This window comes from Acinetobacter tianfuensis, assembly GCF_003611465.1.
In the GTDB taxonomy this organism is placed as follows: domain Bacteria; phylum Pseudomonadota; class Gammaproteobacteria; order Pseudomonadales; family Moraxellaceae; genus Acinetobacter; species Acinetobacter tianfuensis.
This window is the reverse complement of the sequence record NZ_RAXV01000034.1, coordinates 25,484-43,784: the sequence shown is the minus strand read 5'-3', so window position 1 is coordinate 43,784 and position 18,301 is coordinate 25,484. Positions and strand designations below refer to the sequence as shown.

At 44.4% G+C, this 18,301-nt stretch carries 14 protein-coding genes and 3 tRNA genes; 5 read left to right on the top strand and 12 right to left on the bottom strand.

Translation table 11 applies throughout. The features are described from left to right. Positions 1 to 822, top strand: an 822-nt coding sequence (locus D7V32_RS13850; protein WP_120403431.1) for a UvrD-helicase domain-containing protein, incomplete at its 5' end; no start/stop codon positions are given. A 50-nt stretch (positions 823 to 872) separates the two neighbouring features. Here the strand turns inward: D7V32_RS13850 and glyS are convergent. Genes glyS through glyQ form a run of 3 tightly spaced genes read right to left on the bottom strand, consistent with a single transcriptional unit; the run spans position 873 to position 4,386 of the window. Continuing rightward, positions 873 to 2,939 (bottom strand): glycine--tRNA ligase subunit beta, encoded by a 2,067-nt coding sequence (gene glyS / locus D7V32_RS13845; protein WP_120403430.1) that lies wholly within the window; start codon positions 2,937 to 2,939, stop codon positions 873 to 875. 46 nt (positions 2,940 to 2,985) lie between these two features. Beyond that, positions 2,986 to 3,381 carry a tautomerase family protein gene (locus D7V32_RS13840; protein ID WP_120403429.1) on the bottom strand — a complete coding sequence of 132 codons (396 nt, stop codon included), beginning with the start codon at positions 3,379 to 3,381 and terminating at the stop codon, positions 2,986 to 2,988. Between the two features lie 36 nt (positions 3,382 to 3,417). Then, positions 3,418 to 4,386, bottom strand: coding sequence for a glycine--tRNA ligase subunit alpha (gene glyQ, locus D7V32_RS13835; RefSeq protein WP_120403428.1), 969 nt, complete (start codon positions 4,384 to 4,386; stop codon positions 3,418 to 3,420). 311 nt (positions 4,387 to 4,697) lie between these two features. Here glyQ and D7V32_RS13825 point away from each other — a divergent pair, with 311 nt between their 5' ends. Together D7V32_RS13825 and D7V32_RS13820 are read left to right on the top strand one after the other, a co-directional pair. After that, positions 4,698 to 5,957, top strand: coding sequence for a putative DNA modification/repair radical SAM protein (locus tag D7V32_RS13825; RefSeq protein WP_120403426.1), 1,260 nt, complete (start codon positions 4,698 to 4,700; stop codon positions 5,955 to 5,957). 4 nt (positions 5,958 to 5,961) lie between these two features. Next, complete coding sequence (locus D7V32_RS13820; protein ID WP_120403425.1) at positions 5,962 to 6,756, top strand: TIGR03915 family putative DNA repair protein; 795 nt, start codon at positions 5,962 to 5,964, stop codon at positions 6,754 to 6,756. Between the two features lie 59 nt (positions 6,757 to 6,815). On the opposite strand, the gene D7V32_RS13815 is transcribed toward D7V32_RS13820, so the two are convergent. Beyond that, entirely contained in the window at positions 6,816 to 8,231 is a 1,416-nt protein-coding gene (locus D7V32_RS13815; RefSeq protein ID WP_120403424.1) for an SLC13 family permease, read from the bottom strand. Between the two features lie 101 nt (positions 8,232 to 8,332). After that, entirely contained in the window at positions 8,333 to 9,097 is a 765-nt protein-coding gene (locus D7V32_RS13810) for a sulfite exporter TauE/SafE family protein (protein WP_120403423.1), read from the bottom strand. A gap of 219 nt (positions 9,098 to 9,316) precedes the next feature. Here D7V32_RS13810 and D7V32_RS13805 point away from each other — a divergent pair, with 219 nt between their 5' ends. Continuing rightward, positions 9,317 to 10,423: an HPP family protein gene (locus D7V32_RS13805; protein ID WP_120403422.1), complete on the top strand. Its 1,107-nt coding sequence runs from the start codon at positions 9,317 to 9,319 to the stop codon at positions 10,421 to 10,423. Positions 10,424 to 10,558: 135 nt separating this feature from the next. Here the strand turns inward: D7V32_RS13805 and D7V32_RS13800 are convergent, their stop codons facing one another. After that, positions 10,559 to 10,810: a PspC domain-containing protein gene (locus D7V32_RS13800; RefSeq protein ID WP_120403421.1), complete on the bottom strand. Its 252-nt coding sequence runs from the start codon at positions 10,808 to 10,810 to the stop codon at positions 10,559 to 10,561. A 292-nt stretch (positions 10,811 to 11,102) separates the two neighbouring features. On the opposite strand from D7V32_RS13800, the gene D7V32_RS13795 reads away from it, so the two are divergent. After that, positions 11,103 to 11,756: a hypothetical protein gene (locus tag D7V32_RS13795; protein WP_120403420.1), complete on the top strand. Its 654-nt coding sequence runs from the start codon at positions 11,103 to 11,105 to the stop codon at positions 11,754 to 11,756. 204 nt (positions 11,757 to 11,960) lie between these two features. Here D7V32_RS13795 and D7V32_RS13790 read toward each other — a convergent pair. The 6 genes from D7V32_RS13790 to D7V32_RS17375 form a co-directional block, all read right to left on the bottom strand. Continuing rightward, a tRNA-Lys gene (locus D7V32_RS13790) sits at positions 11,961 to 12,036 on the bottom strand. Positions 12,037 to 12,081: 45 nt separating this feature from the next. Beyond that, positions 12,082 to 12,157, bottom strand: a tRNA-Lys gene (locus D7V32_RS13785). 24 nt (positions 12,158 to 12,181) lie between these two features. After that, positions 12,182 to 12,257 (bottom strand) — tRNA-Lys (locus D7V32_RS13780). A gap of 131 nt (positions 12,258 to 12,388) precedes the next feature. Further along, positions 12,389 to 14,230, bottom strand: coding sequence for a long-chain-acyl-CoA synthetase (locus D7V32_RS13775; RefSeq protein ID WP_120403419.1), 1,842 nt, complete (start codon positions 14,228 to 14,230; stop codon positions 12,389 to 12,391). 188 nt (positions 14,231 to 14,418) lie between these two features. Then, positions 14,419 to 17,811, bottom strand: coding sequence for an Rne/Rng family ribonuclease (locus D7V32_RS13770; RefSeq protein WP_120403418.1), 3,393 nt, complete (start codon positions 17,809 to 17,811; stop codon positions 14,419 to 14,421). Between the two features lie 111 nt (positions 17,812 to 17,922). After that, positions 17,923 to 18,063, bottom strand: a complete 141-nt coding sequence (locus D7V32_RS17375; RefSeq protein WP_171407673.1) for a hypothetical protein — start codon at positions 18,061 to 18,063, stop codon at positions 17,923 to 17,925. Between the last annotated feature and the right edge of the window lie 238 nt (positions 18,064 to 18,301).

Below are 18,301 nucleotides of genomic sequence, written 5' to 3'. Positions count from 1 at the left end.
GAAGGTGGACAATCTGCACTTAGGACTAATGAAAAAAGCTTTTCACATTATTTTACGAAAGATTGGAAAATTTATTCTGATAAAATTTCGAAATTTATAGTGAAAACTCATGAGAAATGCCCAAATTTAATTTTTGATAGGCTTTCTAGGATTTATAAGCATATTTATATTGATGAAGTTCAGGATTTATCAGGTTACGATTTTGATGTTGTTACTAATATTCTGAAGTCAGTAAATAATGTTTTATTGGTCGGTGATCCTAGACAATGTACTTATTCCACGAATAATTTGCCAAAATATAAGTTATATAATACAGGTGGTGTGAAAGAATTTTATTTAAAATTTTGGCATACTCTATGTGAGCTAGATGAAAATACTTTGCAATTTTCACATAGAAATGAAAAAGCAATTTGTGATTTATCATCTTTACTTTATCAATCATTTAAACCAACAGAAACATGTGCTTGTTGTGTTGATGAAGATGAACATTTGGGGGTTTTTATTGTACCACGAAGTGGAATAGATCATTATTTAAATAATTACAAACCAACACAACTACGTCTAACAGCGAAAACTGAAGTAAATCATAATTTTGCATTCATGAATATGGGCATTGCCAAAGGATTAACGCTTGATCGTGTGCTATTGTATCCAACAACGGATATGTTGAAATGGTTAATTGATTCAAATCATAAATTAGCTGATGCAACACGAGCTAAATTCTATGTAGGTCTTACTCGACCAAAATTAAGTTTAGGGATTATTGTCGAAGATAAAACCGTGGTTCAGTATATTGATAAATTTGTAATTTACGAATATTAAAAAACCCCACTTATTTAAGCGGGGTTCTTATATTATTTCAAATATTTAGCTTAGTGTTGCAGCACTGAAATATCAGCCACTTTCGTAAATAAGTCACGAAGCTGAGCAAGCATACGTAAACGGTTTGCTTTCAAGTCCGCATCTTCAGCCATCACCATCACGCCATCAAAGAATGCATCTACAGGCGCACGTAGCGCAGCAAGCGCAGACAATGCAGCAGTGTAGTCTTTGGCAGCAAATAATGGCTCAACCACAGGAGTCACTTTAGCAAGTTCAGCGAACAATGCTTTTTCAGCATCTTCAACCAAGTTTGCTTCAACCACAGCGCCTTCAGGCGCAGCTTCTTTCGCTAAGATATTCGCAACACGCTTATTGGCAGCAGCAAGCGCAGCAGCTTCAGGCAAGTTACGGAAATGATTTACGGCATTTACACGCTTATCAAAATCAAGCGGTGACTTAGGTGAAAGCGCTTGAACCGCTTGAATCACATCAACTGCAACACCTTGGTCTTCGTATTTCGCACGGTAACGGCCTTCAAGGAATGCAACCGCATCCGCTAAAGTCTTCTCATGGTCTTTCAATACATCGCCATAGGCAGCAAGTGCAAGTTTGATCAGGTCTTCAATTGAAACGTCTAAATCGTTTTCAGTCACAAGGCGTAAAATACCAATCGCAGAACGGCGCAGTGCAAACGGGTCTTTAGAACCAGTAGGCGCTTGACCGATACCGAAAATACCTGTCAATGTATCAAGGCGATCCGCAAGGGCAATGGTTGTACCTGTCTTGGTTTGAGGTAAAACGTCACCTGCAAATTTCGGAAGATATTGCTCGCCTAATGCTTCAGCAACTTCATGGTTTTCACCTTCAAGACGTGCATAGTAAGTACCTGCAATACCTTGAAGTTCAGGGAACTCACCCACTAATTCAGACGTTAAGTCGCATTTCGCAAGAAGGGCCGCTTTTTCAGCATCCGCTGTGTTTGCACCTGTGATTGGCGCAAGTGCAACAGCCAATTTTGCAATACGTTCAGACTTGTTCCACAGCGTACCCAATTGTGCTTGGAATACCATGTTCGCCAATTTCTCTTTACGCGATGCAAGCGGCTGCTTTTGGTCTTGCAAGAAGAAGAATTCTGCATCCGACAAACGAGGACGAACTACTTTCTCGTTACCTTCAATAATTTGAGTCGGGTCTTTAGACTCAATGTTTGAAACAGTAATGAAGTAAGGCTGAAGTTTGTTGTCAGCATTTACTAAGCAGAAATATTTTTGGTTGTCCTGCATGGTCGTGATAAGCGCTTCTTGCGGTACAGCAAGGAAACGTTCTTCAAAACTTGCACGTAGGGCAACAGGCCATTCTACAAGTGCAGTTACTTCGTCACGTAAGTCTGCAGGCACAATCGCAATGGCATTTACTTCGTCAGCTAACGCTTTCACTTGAGCGTCAATAATCGCTTGACGCTCTTCAAAGTTTGCAACCACGTGAGCCGCTTTTAGCTTCGGAAGATATTCTTCAGCATTGGCTAAAGTAATGGCTTCTGGCGCATGGAAACGGTGACCATAAGTCACGTTGCCTGCTTTGTGGTCTTGAATCGTTGCATCAACAACGTCGTTGTCTTTCAGCAATACAACCCATTTTACAGGACGCACAAATTCAGTACGGCTGGCTGCAGAACGCATGCGTTTAGCGATTGGCAAGTTATCTAAGGCAGCTTGTAAAATTTGCGGCAGTAAAACATCAAGACTTTGGCCTTTCACGTCTTTTAAGTAGCAAACTTTTTCAACTTTACCTGCTTGGAAAGTTGATACTTGATCAACCGTAATGCCTTGACCGCGCATAAAGCCTTCTAAAGCTTTAGTTGGGTTGCCGTCGCTATCAAAGGCTGCTTGTTTCGCAGGACCGTCAAAACGTTTTTGTGTATCGGCTTGAGCTGCATCTACATTGACAATTTTAAGCGCTAAACGGCGCGGCGCTGCGTATGCTTCAATGGCATCAAATGCAAGGCCTGCATCTTTTAAGCCCTTAACTGTTTCTGCTTGCAGCGCATCACGTAATTTTTTTAGGCTTTTTGGCGGAAGTTCTTCACAGCCAAGCTCGAACAATACAGTATGTTTCATTTTCAAATATCTTCTTTAAATGTTGATGTATCACATTTCAGTTGATTTAAACATCAACTTTAAATCCTAAATTTACATCACAAGCAGCCTGGCCGCCTCGAATTCCCCAGTTTTCTAAAGGAATATCTCGAAGAACGATGGTGACATAAGCCGGCGGAATACCAAGTAACTTGAGGTTATCTACAATGCTTTGATAAAGCGCACGTTTTGCATCTATAGAGCGTCCCGCAAAAGCATCAATCGTAATCTGCGTGTAGAACTCAGACTGTTCCTGATGCGGCGGACAGGCAAAACGATGCGGCAAATGAGAAAAGAAGCGAATATGCTTATCCTTTTCAGGAATCTTAAAGTGCGTCACTAAAGCGGATTGAACTGCTTCAATCATGGCAATTTCTTGCTCGACTGTATATTCACGTCTTACTTCAATGGTCACACTTGGCATGATTTACTTCCTTTTCATTTTTGTTTTATCAAATAATTAACCTTGCTGTGCTTCGGTTTCAACTTGTGCTTTTAATTGAGCCAATACTTCATCACGCAAATGCGGTTCCGCCATAGGGAAACCAAGTTCCGCACGCGCTGCCACGTAGCTTGTTGCAATTGCGCGAGCCAATGAGCGTACGCGTAAAATATAACGTTGACGTTCAGTCACAGAGATTGCGCCGCGGGCATCGAGCAAGTTAAAGCTGTGTGATGCTTTAATCACTTGTTCGTAGGCAGGAAGCGGAAGTTTAGCTTCAATTAAACGTGTCGCCTCAGCTTCATAGAAGTCGAATAGCTCAAACATTTTGTCTACAGGCGCATATTCGAAGTTATACGTCGATTGTTCCACTTCATTTTGATGGAATACATCGCCATAAGTGACTGTACCGAACTGGCCCTTAGTCCAAACAAGATCGTAAACAGAGTCTACACCTTGAAGGTACATGGCAAGACGTTCTAGGCCGTAAGTAATTTCACCTGTTACAGGGTAGCATTCAACACCGCCGACTTGCTGGAAGTAAGTAAACTGAGTCACTTCCATGCCGTTGAGCCAAACTTCCCAGCCCAAGCCCCAAGCGCCGAGTGTTGGTGATTCCCAGTTGTCTTCGACAAAACGGATGTCATGTACAAGCGGGTCAATACCAATTGCTTTTAACGAGTCGAGGTAAAGCTGCTGGATGTTGTCTGGGTTCGGCTTTAGTACCACTTGGAATTGGTAGTAGTGCTGCAGACGGTTTGGGTTTTCGCCATAACGGCCGTCTTTAGGACGGCGTGAAGGCTGAACGTATGCCGCGTTCCAAGTTTCAGGGCCTAAAGCGCGCAGGAATGTTGCAGTGTGGAATGTACCAGCGCCCATTTCCATGTCGTAAGGCTGTAAAACAACACAGCCTTGTTCAGCCCAGTAGTTTTGTAAGGCTAAAATTAAGCCTTGGAAAGTATCAATATGCGATATGGCGCGACTCATGGTCATCCACTTAAAATTAGAAAAAAATTGCTTCTAAGTATAAGGATTTTGCAGGAGAGTGGCAAAGGCTTCGCTTAAATTTCATGTTTGATTTGCAGTATCTGTCCGAATGTTTTGTAAAGCGCAGATCGGATTTAAAAAAGATACTGGCTTGCTGCTTGTCCAGACCTTCTGTTACAAAAATCTTGCTGAGCAAAGGCTTCATTTTATTTGCAATATTTTTACTGCGACATATGGTGTCGTCCAGTCCGGTTCTGTGGGTGCGGCAGTCTCTATACTTGCTGTCATGTTTGAACTGAAATGGTGGTTTTATGACAGATCGAATCCAAGAAAAACTGAGTATTTTGGCAGATGCCGCCAAATATGATGTGTCCTGTTCTTCGAGTGGAAGTGACCGTAAAAATAAGGAAAAAGGACTGGGGAATACTGGCTCTGGGATTTGTCATAGCTATACTGAGGACGGGCGCTGTGTATCGCTGCTGAAAATTTTGTTCAGCAATGTCTGCATTTATGACTGTGCCTACTGTGTGTCGCGCCGTTCAAATGATGTGCAGCGCGCAGCATTTACAGTGCAGGAAGTTGTTGATCTCACTATTAATTTTTATCGGCGCAATTATATTGAAGGCTTGTTTTTAAGTTCAGGTATTTTTAAATCTGCTGACCACACCATGGAACGCATGATGCAGGTGGTTAAAAAATTACGTTTAGAAGAAAATTTTAATGGCTATATTCATTTAAAAACCATTCCGGGCGCATCGCCAGAGCTGATTCATGAAGCCGGTTTATATGCAGACCGCATGAGCATTAATTTGGAAATGCCAACTGCATTGGGCTTGCAGACATTTGCACCTGAAAAATCACATCAAGAAGTTCAAAAAGATTTGGCCTTAGTGCGTGACCGCTTAATTCAGCTGAAAGATGAAGGTCTGGTGATTCGTCATGTGCCGAAATATGTGCCCGCAGGGCAAACCACGCAAATGGTGGTGGGGGCGCATCAGGAAACGGACCGTGATGTCCTGCTGATGGCTGATCATCATTACAAAGAATTTAAACTTAAACGCGTGTATTACTCAGGCTATATTCCAATCAATACAGACAATAATCATTTGCCTGCAGTCGGCTCAGCGCCGCCGCTGCTGCGTGAAAACCGCCTGTATCAAAGTGACTGGCTCATGCGCTTTTATGGCTTTGAAGCGCATGAAATTGTAGATGATCTTCATCCCAATTTAGACTTGCAGGTTGACCCGAAACTGAGCTGGGCTTTAAGGCATCCAGAGCAGTTTCCTGTCGATTTAAACCGAGCGCCGTATTGGATGATTTTACGTGTGCCGGGCATCGGTGTCCGTTCGGCCAAGAAAATTGTGCAGGCTCGAAAGTTTGGCAAAGTGCGCAGTGACTTGTTGAAAAAACTGGGTGTTGCTTATCAGCGGGCGCAATATTTTATCCGCTGTGAAGATAGCCCTGCGTTTCAGCGGGAATTGGCCTCTGCGCAAATTCGGCAAAATATTGTGCAAGGCGGCTCGTCTAAATATGAAAAACCGTTATCTCCTCAGTTAAATTTAGGTTTTTAATCAGATGCCAGCTGCGCAAATTCAGTATGTTTTCGATGGCTCTAAAGTTGGCTTGCTGAGCTGTATTTTTCGCGCTTTTCAGTTTAAAGAGTTTGATGTCAGCTTAAGTTTGCCCAATCACTGTCAGCATTTATTGCTTGCGGATGACAGTATTGACGTGGCGAATAATCCTGCTCATGCAGAACGGGTGTGGGCAGGGCTGCAGCAGCGGCTGTCGAGGACGGCTCTGCGTCAGTTTTATTTGGCTTATTTATCTGAATCCTTAGATGCCTTTCAGCATTTGTTTGATTATGCAGTGCATGTGTTTTTAAACTCATACGCTGTTGAAAAAAACTATATGCAGACCAGTGTGCTGGCAGTTGCGCAATGGGCAAAAAAGGTTGGACGTGAAAAGCATCGTATGGAGGCTTTTGTACGGTTTAAGAAAACGGCAGATGATGTGTATTTAAGTTTGATCGCGCCCGATTTTAATGTCTTGCCAGTGATTGCTCCGCACTTTAAAACCCGTTATCAAGACCAAAAATGGCTGATTTATGATGAAACGCGTCAATACGGTTTGTATTATGATCTGAGTCAAATTCATGAGGTGAGTTTGAATGCGCACCATATTGATGCGCAAATTGCAGCTGGGCATAGTCAGCATTTCATCATTGCTTTGAATGATGCGGAAGAGCTGTGTGACCGTTTGTGGAAGACCTATTTTCAAAGTGTAAATATTCAAGAGCGGCAAAATCTCAAACTGCATGTGCAATATGTACCTCAGCGCTATTGGCGTTATTTAAATGAAAAGCAGCTTTAAAACATGTTTTGATTGAGCTAAAAAAAAGCGCCTTCAGGCGCTTTTTTATGGTTTAAAGTTTAAATAAAGAACCAGTACACAAACAGAGAAATAATGAAAATACATAAGACATTCAGTACGAATCCGACTTTCATCATCTCACTTTGCTGAATATGTCCTGTACCGAAGACAATTGCATTTGGCGGCGTAGCCACAGGCAGCATAAAGGCGCACGATGCTCCAATACCGATAATAATCACCAGAATTTCTTTCGGCATGCCCATTTGGTCTGCAATTACGGCAAACACTGGAACCAGCAGCGCAGCAGAAGCGGTGTTGCTGGTAAATTCTGTTAAGAAAATAATAAAGGTTGCAACGACAAAAATGATGACCAGCGGTGACGTGTCGCCAAAGGTATTGGCAATGGTTTGACCCAAGACCAGCGAACTGCCGGAGTCTTTTAAAATGGCGCTGAGGGTTAAGCCGCCGCCAAATAGGAACAGTACACCCCAGTCAGTATTTTCAGAAATCTGTTTCCATGTTGCTGTGCCTAAAATCACCACAAGGCAGGCTGCTGCTAAAGCAATCCATGTATCTGTTTGAGACAAGCTTAGAGCATCGCCGACTTGTTTGCTGAAAATCCAAGCGCAAGCTGTCGTCAAAAACAGGATCATGGTCGCAATACGGGTTTTAGTCCATGGAATCACTTCGGTTTTAAAGTCTACTTTGTGATTGAGCTTAGGACGTAAAATGAAGTACAGGCATGCAATCATGGCTGGTAAAACCACCAGCATCATTGGCAAGCCGATCTTCATCCAATCTGCAAAATCATAATCTAAAGCCTTGGCTGCAATTGCATTTGGGGGTGAGCCGACCAGCGTGCCTAAACCGCCAATACTGGCTGAATAAGCAATACCAAGTAAGATGAACACAAAGGTTTTACGGTCTTTTTCGCCATCAAAGTGTGACAATAAGCCCAAAGCTAAAGGCAGCATCATTGCTGCGGTTGCCGTGTTGGAAATCCACATCGACAGCACTGCGGTCACGATGAAAATGGCCAAAACGGAAATTCCCAAATGCCCGCCGGACATGGAAATAATCCACGTAGCAATTTTTTTATCCAGCTTTTGAATATGCAGGGCTGTGGCGAGGGCAAAACCGCCAAAGAATAAGAAAATAATTGGATCGGCAAAGTTGGCTAAAGCGGCTTTGGTGGTGATAGGCACCAGTTCATCGCCCTTAGCCATTGGCATGCCGATCAGTACTGCTAATATAGGAATTAACAGTGCGGTAATGGTGATGTGAATAGCTTCAGTCAGCCATAAAATACCAATGAAGACCAGTAAGGAAAGGCCTTTATTCGCATAATCATCGTAGGGCAGAACTTGATATAGCCCGAGGGAGACAATGAGTGCTATGAAAATGACAATCCAGCCTTTTATTAGGCCTTTAGGCATAATGTTGGTGGGAGTAGCAAGATTAGGAACTTGATTCATCTGTTTCTTTCTCTGCAATTTAATTGATATAGCTGTAGTTTAAGCATAAAGGTGTCGATGGTAGAGCAATTGATAGACTATTCAAAGTTTATTTAGACCAATTATAGATTGATCAGCTGAAGTGCCTGCCAAAATGAACTCAGCCCCAGCAATGCCAAAATCCATAAAATGAAGTTTTTAAATTTTTCTTGGGACAAATAAGCTCGGATATGGCTGCCCAGATACATTCCTGCTAAAGCTGCTGCAAATAATAGAATTAATAAGAAATTTTGCTGCGCATCAAAATTGGCAATATGCGGGAAAAGCAAACCGAGCTGAATCAATTTGCTGACAATAAAGCATAAGTTGCTAATCATGATGATCTCAATCTTTTGATGCTTGGAGCTTAAAAGATACATCATCAAAAAAGGCGCCATGGCGTTGGTTGCGCCGCCAATGACACCGGCTAAGCTGCCGAAAACCAGCATGTTAAATGTTGTGGGCGCAATATGCATAGGCTGTGAGCGCAGCTGATCGGCTAGATAAATAAACAGGATGCCTGCTAAGGCAAACTTGAGAAAAGCTTCGCTGAGCATCAGCAAGGCCTGTACGCCAATAAAACTGCCAATTAAGCTGCTTAAAATCAGCGGCCAGTATTGGGCTGTATAGTGCACGGTGCTTTGCCAGAAGCTGCGGGATGCATCTGCTTTCAGCATCAGTATATTCAGCGCTAAGCAGGGCAGCAGAACCAGTGCAACAGCAGTTTGCATCGAGTATTGCATTGACAGCGCTGCGGTACTCATCATGGGAAAGCCAAAACCGCATAGGCCATGTAAGATGGCCGCCGCTAAGCAGATGACGAGAGCAAGCCATTCCGATTGCGCCATGCTTTACCGTATCCTGTATTGTTATAAGCATCTACTTTAAGCTGAATCGAACATGAGGTAAAGTTGAAAACGCTAGAAGACGGAAGCTGTGAATAGCGGGATTTATATGGGAGGCTTAAAGCAGTTCTATGAATTATTAAAAGATATAAAATGAATACATCTTAGCTGGTTAACGCTTTATAATGCAGTCCCATTAGAAAATTACAAATCGGGCATCCTGTGTTTCATGCAAAAGCAGCTTGGCTTAATACGCTAAAACCTAATTTTAAAGTTCTGCCGCTCAAAGACCGCATTTTGTGCGGCGTTGGGGCATTGCTCGGTTTGGGGCTTTCTTCATTGCTTAGCTGGCTGGTGCTGGGTGATATCAATGCATGGTATATCGCGCCGATGGGGGCTTCATCTGTACTGTTATTTGCTGTGCCTGCCAGTCCTTTGGCGCAGCCGTGGAATATGGTGGTCGGCAACAGTATTGCAGCGCTCATTGGCGTGACGTGCGCTTTGTTCATTCCGAACCAGACCGAAGCATTCAGCCTAGCGGTGGCTCTGGCAATTATTTTAATGATGACCACAGACTCACTGCATCCGCCCAGCGGTGCAGTGGCCATTACTGCGATATTGGGTGGAGAGGCTGTGCGTGATTTAGGCTATGCGTTTCTCTTTTATCCTGTGCTTTTAAATTCAGTCCTGCTGATGGTGATCGCCATTTTCTATAATCGGCTGCTGGGCAAGCAGTATCCGCAAAAATTACAAGTGAATACGCGTACGGCTGACCCGACTCCGACCCAAAAAGTGTCAATTCAGCCTGCTGACATTCATCAAGTGCTGGAGCAGCAGAGTCAGCTGCTCGACATCAGTGAATATGATCTGCAAAAAATTATTTTAGAAGCGCAGCAGCTGGCGAACCGCCGCGGTTTAAGTCAATTCAGCTGCAGGGACATTATGAGCAGGCAAGTGATTTCCTTGCGTGCTGAAGATGATATTCAATCAGCCTTAGAGAAATTTAAACAGGTGAATTTAATGAGCCTGCCAGTCGTGAGCGATCTAGACCGTTTGGTCGGCAATTTGGCGCTGTATGATGTTGTGGAGTGGTTTAAACGTGCAGCAGATCCAAAAGCCAGCTGGGAAAATCACGTTTATCAAATTATGAATCCAAAAGTCGTGACGGTGCGGCCTGATCAGCCTATTCAGGATTTAGTGCCTTATTTTGTGGAACGGTCGTTTAATTATATTCCTGTGGTTGAAGCAAAAAAATTGGTGGGCATGATCAGCCGCGCGGATATGATCGCAGCGCTATATCAAGAACTGAATGCACAGCAGCAAACCTAAGCTGGCTGCTGAAATTCATCAAATTTAAATATCTGCCTGCCAAAATTCTTGTAAAAAAAAGCCATAACCGTTGGGGAGGGTTATGGCTGCTAAAAGGGAAAGCTTAAAATATAAAAACAGTTAAATTTGCATTGATTACAGCGGGTCTTTGTTCACAGTGCGCATATTTGAAGAATATGGCGGTGTGTATTGAATTTGCTGTTTAGGCATGATCAGCCATAAAATCAGATATACCAAAATGCCTGGGAACGCGGCGCTTATAATTGACACAATGATAAAAATAAGACGCAGCAAGTTTGCATTCCAACCAAAACGTTCAGCAATACCGCCCATTACACCAGCAATCATGTTTGAGCGGTTAGAGCGATATAAACCAACATTGGCCATTCAGGTCTCCTTAAAAGTTCAGAAATGGTCTTTCATCAAAAAATGAATATGAGACATGTTCTTGCCTCATGTTTTTAAAAATGGCGGCGGCATGATGTTTTTTAAAGGGCCGCTGCGCATAAAAAAAGTAATGTTATGTAAAAATGGTTTTGCTTTACTGGGCTAAAATTTAAAACAGAATGGATGAAATATAAAAATAACTATACAAATCAAATGGGTGTGTGATATTTTTTTAGCGTGCTGTCAGTGCGCTCCAAGCTGACAGACTGCAAGAGAATATTGTAAGAAGTCGATGAAAAAACAAATACAAATTGCTGTTATGTCAATTCAGCGGCATGTAAAAGCGAAAGCATTCCGTTTTGCTCTGTGTTTAGCAGTCCTGCCGTGCGGGCTAAGCGCATGCGGCGGTTCTGCAGATTCTGCACAGCTTGTAGAGCGCTATGGCGAACAAGTTGGCCGCGGCAAAAGCGAGCAGGCAGATGAAGGCCGAAAGTTGACTGAAGCTGCTGCGCATGCCTCAACTCGTGCGCGTCATTCTGCTGAGCAGATCATTCCAGAAAATGCTCAGCCATACGTGGGGCGCTATGATGTCAAAATTGACTGTGCAGATAAGTTTGCAGACTGTGAAAAGGGCAGTGCTAATTTAATTATCACGTTGCTGCCTAACGGAATTGTACACCGCTCCGTTGTGCATTCAGGCGCGATAACTTTTTCATCCAGCAGGCAGTACCGCCAAGACAGCTGGTTTTATGATGAGAACAGCCATCAAATTGTTGTGCAGTACGCAGGCGGAGTTCAATTTTTTTACCATATAGATCATGCTGGGCATATGATTATGGATCTAGAAAAAACGCTGACGGCTACAGAAATTAATCGGCGCTATTTTACCAATAAAAAAGCTTTTCCAGATCATGCTTATGTGCTGAAAAAGAAATCGGATGAGTAAAGGGGAATTTATGCCGGCTGCTGAGAGGGATAAGCAAAAAAGGTTTCTTTGATTTTGTATAGCAAGACTGCTGAAACAAGGAGTGGTCAGAAGACTAAAAGATATAGACGTGAAAAAACGACCTGAATGGTCAATTTTAAATATTTAAAAGTTTTTGGAAAATATTTGCAGATGATTGCAAATGAAGTGAATGCCCTAAGTAAATGGTGGGTCGTCCGCGACTCGAACGCGGGACCAATAGATTAAAAGTCTACTGCTCTACCAACTGAGCTAACGACCCTTAGGGATTTGCAAATTTTACTCTAAATGAAGATATTTAGAAAGATGGTGGGTCGTCCGCGACTCGAACGCGGGACCAATAGATTAAAAGTCTACTGCTCTACCAACTGAGCTAACGACCCATCTTTGCATGGTATCGAAGTAAATGGTGGGTCGTCCGCGACTCGAACGCGGGACCAATAGATTAAAAGTCTACTGCTCTACCAACTGAGCTAACGACCCATATCACTTGATGGTGCGTATTGTAGCAAGATCTCATTGTAGCGCAAGTAAAAAATCATAAACTTGCTTTTGTTTGATTATAAATACAACAAAATTGCCCGTTTTTATCAATAAAACGGGCAACTCTATGCTTAGAAACGGTATTTGTAGGCTTGAATGCCAGTATAAATATCGGCGGTTAAATCACAGTAAGCATCAGTTTGCGGCAATAAAACCAAAATTCTTTCATCCGTTTTATTGGGGTCGAAAGCCTGCTCTTTCAGTTTATTTTTCTGATATTTAAATGTGCCAGTAGTTTCAACTTGCTTTTGCACGCGTAAAAATACGGGAACGGCATAAGCGGGCAGGTTCTTTTTAAAATCTGCTGCCATATCTTTGCAGTCCTGATCATTCAGTTCAATATCTGTGAGCAGGGTGATGGCTGCCATGCCTGCACGGCCATTGGTATTTGGAATTTCTACGCCGTACACAACGGCTTCTGAAATTTTAGAATATTCACTGACAATATTTTCAACTTCTGTGGTCGAGACATTTTCCCCTTTCCAGCGGAAAGTATCGCCTAGACGGTCAACAAACTGGGCATGACGGAAGCCAATGTCACGCACAAGGTCACCAGTATTGAAGTAGCGGTCGCCAAGTTTGAATACATTTTCTAAAATCACTGATTTGTTTTTTTCCTGATCGGTATAACCGTCAAATGGCGAGCGGCTGGTGATTTTACCGACCAATAAGCCGACGTCACCTTTTTTAACCTTCAGGCAGCGGCCTTTTTTATCATATACGGGTTCATTTTTTTCTTTATCAAATTGAATGATGGCATAAGGTGTAGGAGAGAAGCCGACCGTATTGTCAAAGTTGAAAACATTGCTGAAACCGACATTGCCTTCACTGGATGCATACAGCTCTAAGACTTCTTCGATGCCGAATCGTTCTTTAAATTTGTCCCAAATATTGGGGCGCATGCCATTGCCGATCATTTTTTTGACACGGTGGCCTTTTTCCAGTCCTGAAGGCGGCGCATCCATGAGGTAGCGGCAAAGCTCGCCCACATAGCCAATTGCTGAAGCATCGAACTTCTGCACATCTTTCCAGAAGGCTGATGTTGAAAACTTGCGGCGGATCGCAAGTGTTGATGCGCCGGCGATGACACCGCACCAGCACACCACCGTGCCTGTCGCATGATACAGCGGCAAAGTGACGTACATGACATCGTCAGGATTTAAATTCAGTACATGGCCATAGGTGCCGTATGCCAGCGTCCAGCGGCTGTTGGTGAAAATAACGGCTTTAGGCAGGCCTGTAGTGCCAGAGGTGTAGATATAAAATAGACCGTCTTTACCCTTGACTGATTGTGTCGTCGGGGTATTGAATTTCGCAAAGGCATCAATGGCTTCTGCAAGATTGATATAGCCCTTTGGCGCACGGCCCGGATGCTGACGCGTCGCCTGATCTGCAAACCAATGAAAGCGGTCGACAGGCAAGTCCAGCGTATCACGGACTTCATCGACAGCTGCGCGGCATTCCTCGCCTGTAATTAAAGCAATAGGTTTTACCAAGTTTACGCTGTGTGTCAGTACTTTGCCTGTCTGTGCAGTATTGACCAGTGCCGCAGTGACGCCAATTTTCGCTAAAGCGATAATGGTTGCGGCCAATTCAGAACGGTTTTCAATCATTACCGCAATGACGTCGCCTTTTTGCGCGCCTAGAGATAAATAGTAGTGGCCGATCTGATTCGCCCATTGGTTGAGTTCTGTATAGGTATATTTTTGATCTTCAAACAGCAGCGCAAAGCCGTTTGGATTGCGCTTGACTGCTCTTTCAAATGCAAGGCCAAGGCCTGCTGGGGTGTTGGGAGTGCGTAAATAGGCTTGCTTTAGACCACTCAACAAATTAGGGACTTTGCTAATGAAGGCGGGAATTTTTGCTGCAACATCAGCAATCCCAATAAGGTCGTGTTGTGTAGTTTGGTTCATGTGAATCCTATTTATTTTTTGTAACCCGTTAGGGTTTATTTCTTTGCAATTAATTTTGCGGCAAATTCTACAATTGTCTTTTAATCGTTTAGGTCTAGTGCAATCAACCTAATTTGACAAAAATAGCAAAAAAAATCCAGTCACCGAAATGACTGGATTTTTTTAATTACCTGCAATTGAGCAAATACTTACTCCGCTGCGGTGTTGGCTTTCTTTGGCGGACGGCCGCGCGGACGGCGCGGACGCGCTGGTTTTTCTTTGTCTGCTTTGGCTTGATCATCATCAGCTTCCGCTGTTTCAGCTTGCTCAGGCAGCTTAGCCTGTTCAGCCTCGACTTCAAGCTCAGCTTGTACTGGTTCAGGCTCAGCAGGCGCTACAGAAGATCCAGTTTCTTCGGCTGGAGCGTCGATAACAGCTTCAGCAGCTGATTCTTGTGCTGTTTCTGCTGGTGCAGAAGCAACAGGAGCAGCTTCTTGCACGATTTCTGCTGCAGGGGCGTCGACGGGAGCAGTTTCTTGCACTGTTTCAGCTGCAGGCGCGTCAGCAGGAGCGGTTTCAGCACTCTCAGTCTGACTGAGCTTTGCTTGTTCAAGCGCTTGCTTCGCTAAACGGCGGCGTTCACGCGGATCGTTAGCAACGCGGTTTTGCGTTTCTGCTTTTGGCGGCGTTAAGTCAAGCACTGGAGCAGGCTCTGCTTCAGGCGCAGCTTTGGTAATCACCGCATCACGTGTGACCGGTTTTTTCTCTGCAGGCGCTTCAGTTTGTACAGTCATCGTCGCAGCGAATTCTTCCGTGAATTTTTGCAATGCACGGTTGAATGTCGGGATTAAGCCAAATTGTTCAATCAGTACTGAACAGTCTTCACCATATACATGGCGGATTAAGCTGCCGACTGTATATTGACCAAGTGTAGGCACTTGCGAAGGTGCAAGTTTAGGCGCTTGAGCTTGACGGGCTTGCGCTTCACGCTGTTGGCGGCGGCGCTGGCGCGGGTCATTGCTTGCGCGTTTAACCTGAGCTTGCTGCGCTTTGGCTGGCTGCTCTGCAGGCGTTTTCTCTGCTTTAGGAGTTTCTTCAGCAGGCGCCGCAGTTTCAGCAACAGGCGCTGCTGTTTCGGCAGGCGCTGCATGGTGCTGTCTTTTCGCTTTAGCAGGCGCTGCAGCTTCAGGCGTTAAAGCAACGATTTCGCTTTGCGCTTGATCAATGTTCACCAGCATCGCTGTCGGCATGATCTCTTGCTGAGGCACATCTACAGTTTCAACTTTAGGAGCGCGCGGCGCATGAGTTTCAGCAGCTGGCTGCTGTTGCTGAGGCGCTGCAGCTGGCTCGTTTAAAACGCTTGGATCGCGGTGGCGGTTTGGGCGGTTCGGGCGCTGGCTGCTGTTACGGTCACGGCGAGGTACCGCATGCTGCTGTTCATGATTGTTTTGAACATCTTGCTGCTGATCGCTGTTGTGCTGGCGGCGTGAATTGCGTTTGTTTTCACGTGATTCTTGACGCTGTTCTTGGCGCGTTGGCTGCAGCACTTCTTCATGCACTTGGTTTTGCTGTGACGTTTGCTCTTGAGGCGCATGTTCACGCTGTTCTTTGTGCTTATTGCGCGGTTTTTTATTGTTATTGCTGCGGTGCGCTTTTTCTTCTTTGTCTGCAAGTTTGTCGTTTTCACGAACTTCAGGCTTATGCGTTACAGAAGTTGACGGCGCTAAGTACACATTGCTTGCAGCAGCGGCAGCTGGAGCAGGGACAGCAACTTGACCGAATTGGCCGCGGCTGACAGCACCGCCATTCACCATTTGTTCAATAGACGCAGCGGCGTTATTTGCAGTGCGTGATTGATCAATGGTTGCAGCTTGCTTTTGTACAAACAGGTTTTCTAACCAAGCGCATGGGCTTGTTGCTGGCGCAGCAGGTACTGCAGCTTGAGCTGGCGCTTGCTGTGCAGCATGAGCGTGCTGCTGGTGTTTACTGTATTTCTTCTGGCTCTTTTCATGCGATTGAGCTGCAGGTGATTGAGCGGCCTGATGCTCATCTTCCAAATGCCATTCAGAAGACTCATAGCCCAATTCTTTTTCACTGTTACGCGTTGCTTCTGTACGCTCGTAACTTGTTGGCGCAAAGCCTTCAGGGTTATAAGAAATTTCGTAGTGCGGCGTTTCTAAATGCGGGTGCGGCAGAACTGTCACACGCACATTCGATGTTTGCTCTAGGTAGACAAGGCTGTGGCGCTTTTCATTCAATAGGAAGGCAGCGATTTCGACAGGAACTTGAACCTGAACTTCACCGTGACGTTCACGAAGCGCAATTTCTTCAACCTTACGCATGATTGAAAGAGAAAGTGAGCGCAAGTCACGTACCATGCCTGTGCCATGACAGCGCGGGCATACATAACCTGTTGCTTCTTCTAGCGATGGGCGTAAGCGCTGGCGGCTCATTTCCATCAAGCCGAAGCGGGACAATTGACCGAATTGAATGCGTGCGCGGTCGCTTTGAGTTGCTTCACGAAGTTTTGCTTCAACCATACGCTGGTTGCGGTCTTTGGTCATGTCGATGAAGTCGATCACAACTAAACCGCCGATGTCGCGTAAACGCAATTGACGGGCAATTTCTTCAGCTGCTTCTAAGTTGGTGTTGAGCGCTGTTTCTTCAACGTCATGACCGCGGGTCGATTTTGCAGAGTTGATATCGATAGAAACCAAAGCTTCAGTTTGGTCAATGACGATTGAACCGCCTGAAGGAAGTTTTACTTCACGTTCATATGCCGTTTGAATTTGGCTTTCAATACCAAAGTGAGCAAATAAAGGCTCATTTAAAGTATAAGTTTTCAGTTTGTCTAATTGACGCGGCATCACCGCTTTCACAAAGTTGTAGGCTTCGTTATACGCTTGCTCTGAGTCAATTAGGATTTCTGCAACGTCATCACGCAGGTAGTCACGAATCGCACGTGTGACCACGCCCGCTTCTTGATGTACAAGCATTGGTGAAGGGCCAGAGCTTGATGTGCTTTGGATTTGCGCCCAAAGATCCAGCAAGTGCTGAAGATCCAGCTGCAGCTCTTCTTGCGAACGGCCAATACCGGCAGTACGTACAATCACGCTCATGCCGCGCGGTACATTTAACGAAGCCAGCATTTCTTTCAACTCTTCACGAACTGAACCAGAAATTTGACGGCTGATGCCGCCGCCTTTCGGGTTGTTTGGCATCAGTACCAAATAGCGGCCAGCAAGTGAAATAAATGTAGAAAGGGCAGCGCCTTTGTTGCCGCGTTCTTCTTTTTCCACTTGAACTAAAAGCTCTGTGCCTTCAGTGATCAATTCACGGATATTTGAAGTTTGGCGAGGGTCAGCTTTGTAATATGAATTGGCAATTTCCCGCATAGACAGGAAGCCTTGGCGGCCTGCGCCATATTCAACGAATACAGCTTCTAAAGAAGGTTCAACGCGAGTCACGTGACCTTTATAGATATTCGATTTTTTTTGTTCACGGGTACGATTTTCTAAGTCGAAATCGTAAAGACGCTGTCCAGTGACAAGTGCAACGCGAATCTCTTCAGCATGTGTTGCATTAATCAACATACGTTTCATGGGTGTAACACCTATTTGTGATACACAGCAAAATATCGCTATTTACGCAGCGAACATCAAAAAACGGATCAACGTTCAGAACTCAAATATAACGATTGCGGTCTGAACTTTTTACCGGCCTTCTTTATAGTGGGCTTCGGTTTTTGATTTACGTATTGATGAAGGCAATACGGCTTCAATCTTTAAACGATTAAAGTCACCTGACTGATTCACTGGCGGACATGCGGTGCATTGGATGTGAGTAACTTTCACTGTCACATTGCTCGAAGATCATCCCTTCTTTAATAGATAGAGCGTCTTGATACGGAATTATCGTCGTATCTTTACAAATTGTGCAGATCCAATGCATCAAACGCAGTAGCCTGAATGCAGCATCAGGGAGCGACTAGTCTGATGTGTATCAGTTTACGTTTAAAAACCAACGAATCGTTGGCGACATATTTTTTTGGGCAAGCTGCTTTATGCATTTTTAAGATGCAATTAAACGCAA

Excerpts from the sequence above, each read along its gene's own strand:
- D7V32_RS13795 (WP_120403420.1), top strand. The coding sequence starts at position 11,103 with ATGAAAAAACAAATACAAATTGCTGTTATGTCAATTCAGCGGCATGTA.
- D7V32_RS13825 (WP_120403426.1), top strand. The coding sequence starts at position 4,698 with ATGACAGATCGAATCCAAGAAAAACTGAGTATTTTGGCAGATGCCGCC.
- glyQ (WP_120403428.1), bottom strand. The coding sequence starts at position 4,386 with ATGAGTCGCGCCATATCGCATATTGATACTTTCCAAGGCTTAATTTTA.
- D7V32_RS13840 (WP_120403429.1), bottom strand. The coding sequence starts at position 3,381 with ATGCCAAGTGTGACCATTGAAGTAAGACGTGAATATACAGTCGAGCAA.
- D7V32_RS13815 (WP_120403424.1), bottom strand. The coding sequence starts at position 8,231 with ATGAATCAAGTTCCTAATCTTGCTACTCCCACCAACATTATGCCTAAA.
- D7V32_RS13800 (WP_120403421.1), bottom strand. The coding sequence starts at position 10,810 with ATGGCCAATGTTGGTTTATATCGCTCTAACCGCTCAAACATGATTGCT.
- D7V32_RS13820 (WP_120403425.1), top strand. The coding sequence starts at position 5,962 with ATGCCAGCTGCGCAAATTCAGTATGTTTTCGATGGCTCTAAAGTTGGC.
- D7V32_RS13770 (WP_120403418.1), bottom strand. The coding sequence starts at position 17,811 with ATGAAACGTATGTTGATTAATGCAACACATGCTGAAGAGATTCGCGTT.
- D7V32_RS13775 (WP_120403419.1), bottom strand. The coding sequence starts at position 14,230 with ATGAACCAAACTACACAACACGACCTTATTGGGATTGCTGATGTTGCA.
- glyS (WP_120403430.1), bottom strand. The coding sequence starts at position 2,939 with ATGAAACATACTGTATTGTTCGAGCTTGGCTGTGAAGAACTTCCGCCA.
- D7V32_RS13810 (WP_120403423.1), bottom strand. The coding sequence starts at position 9,097 with ATGGCGCAATCGGAATGGCTTGCTCTCGTCATCTGCTTAGCGGCGGCC.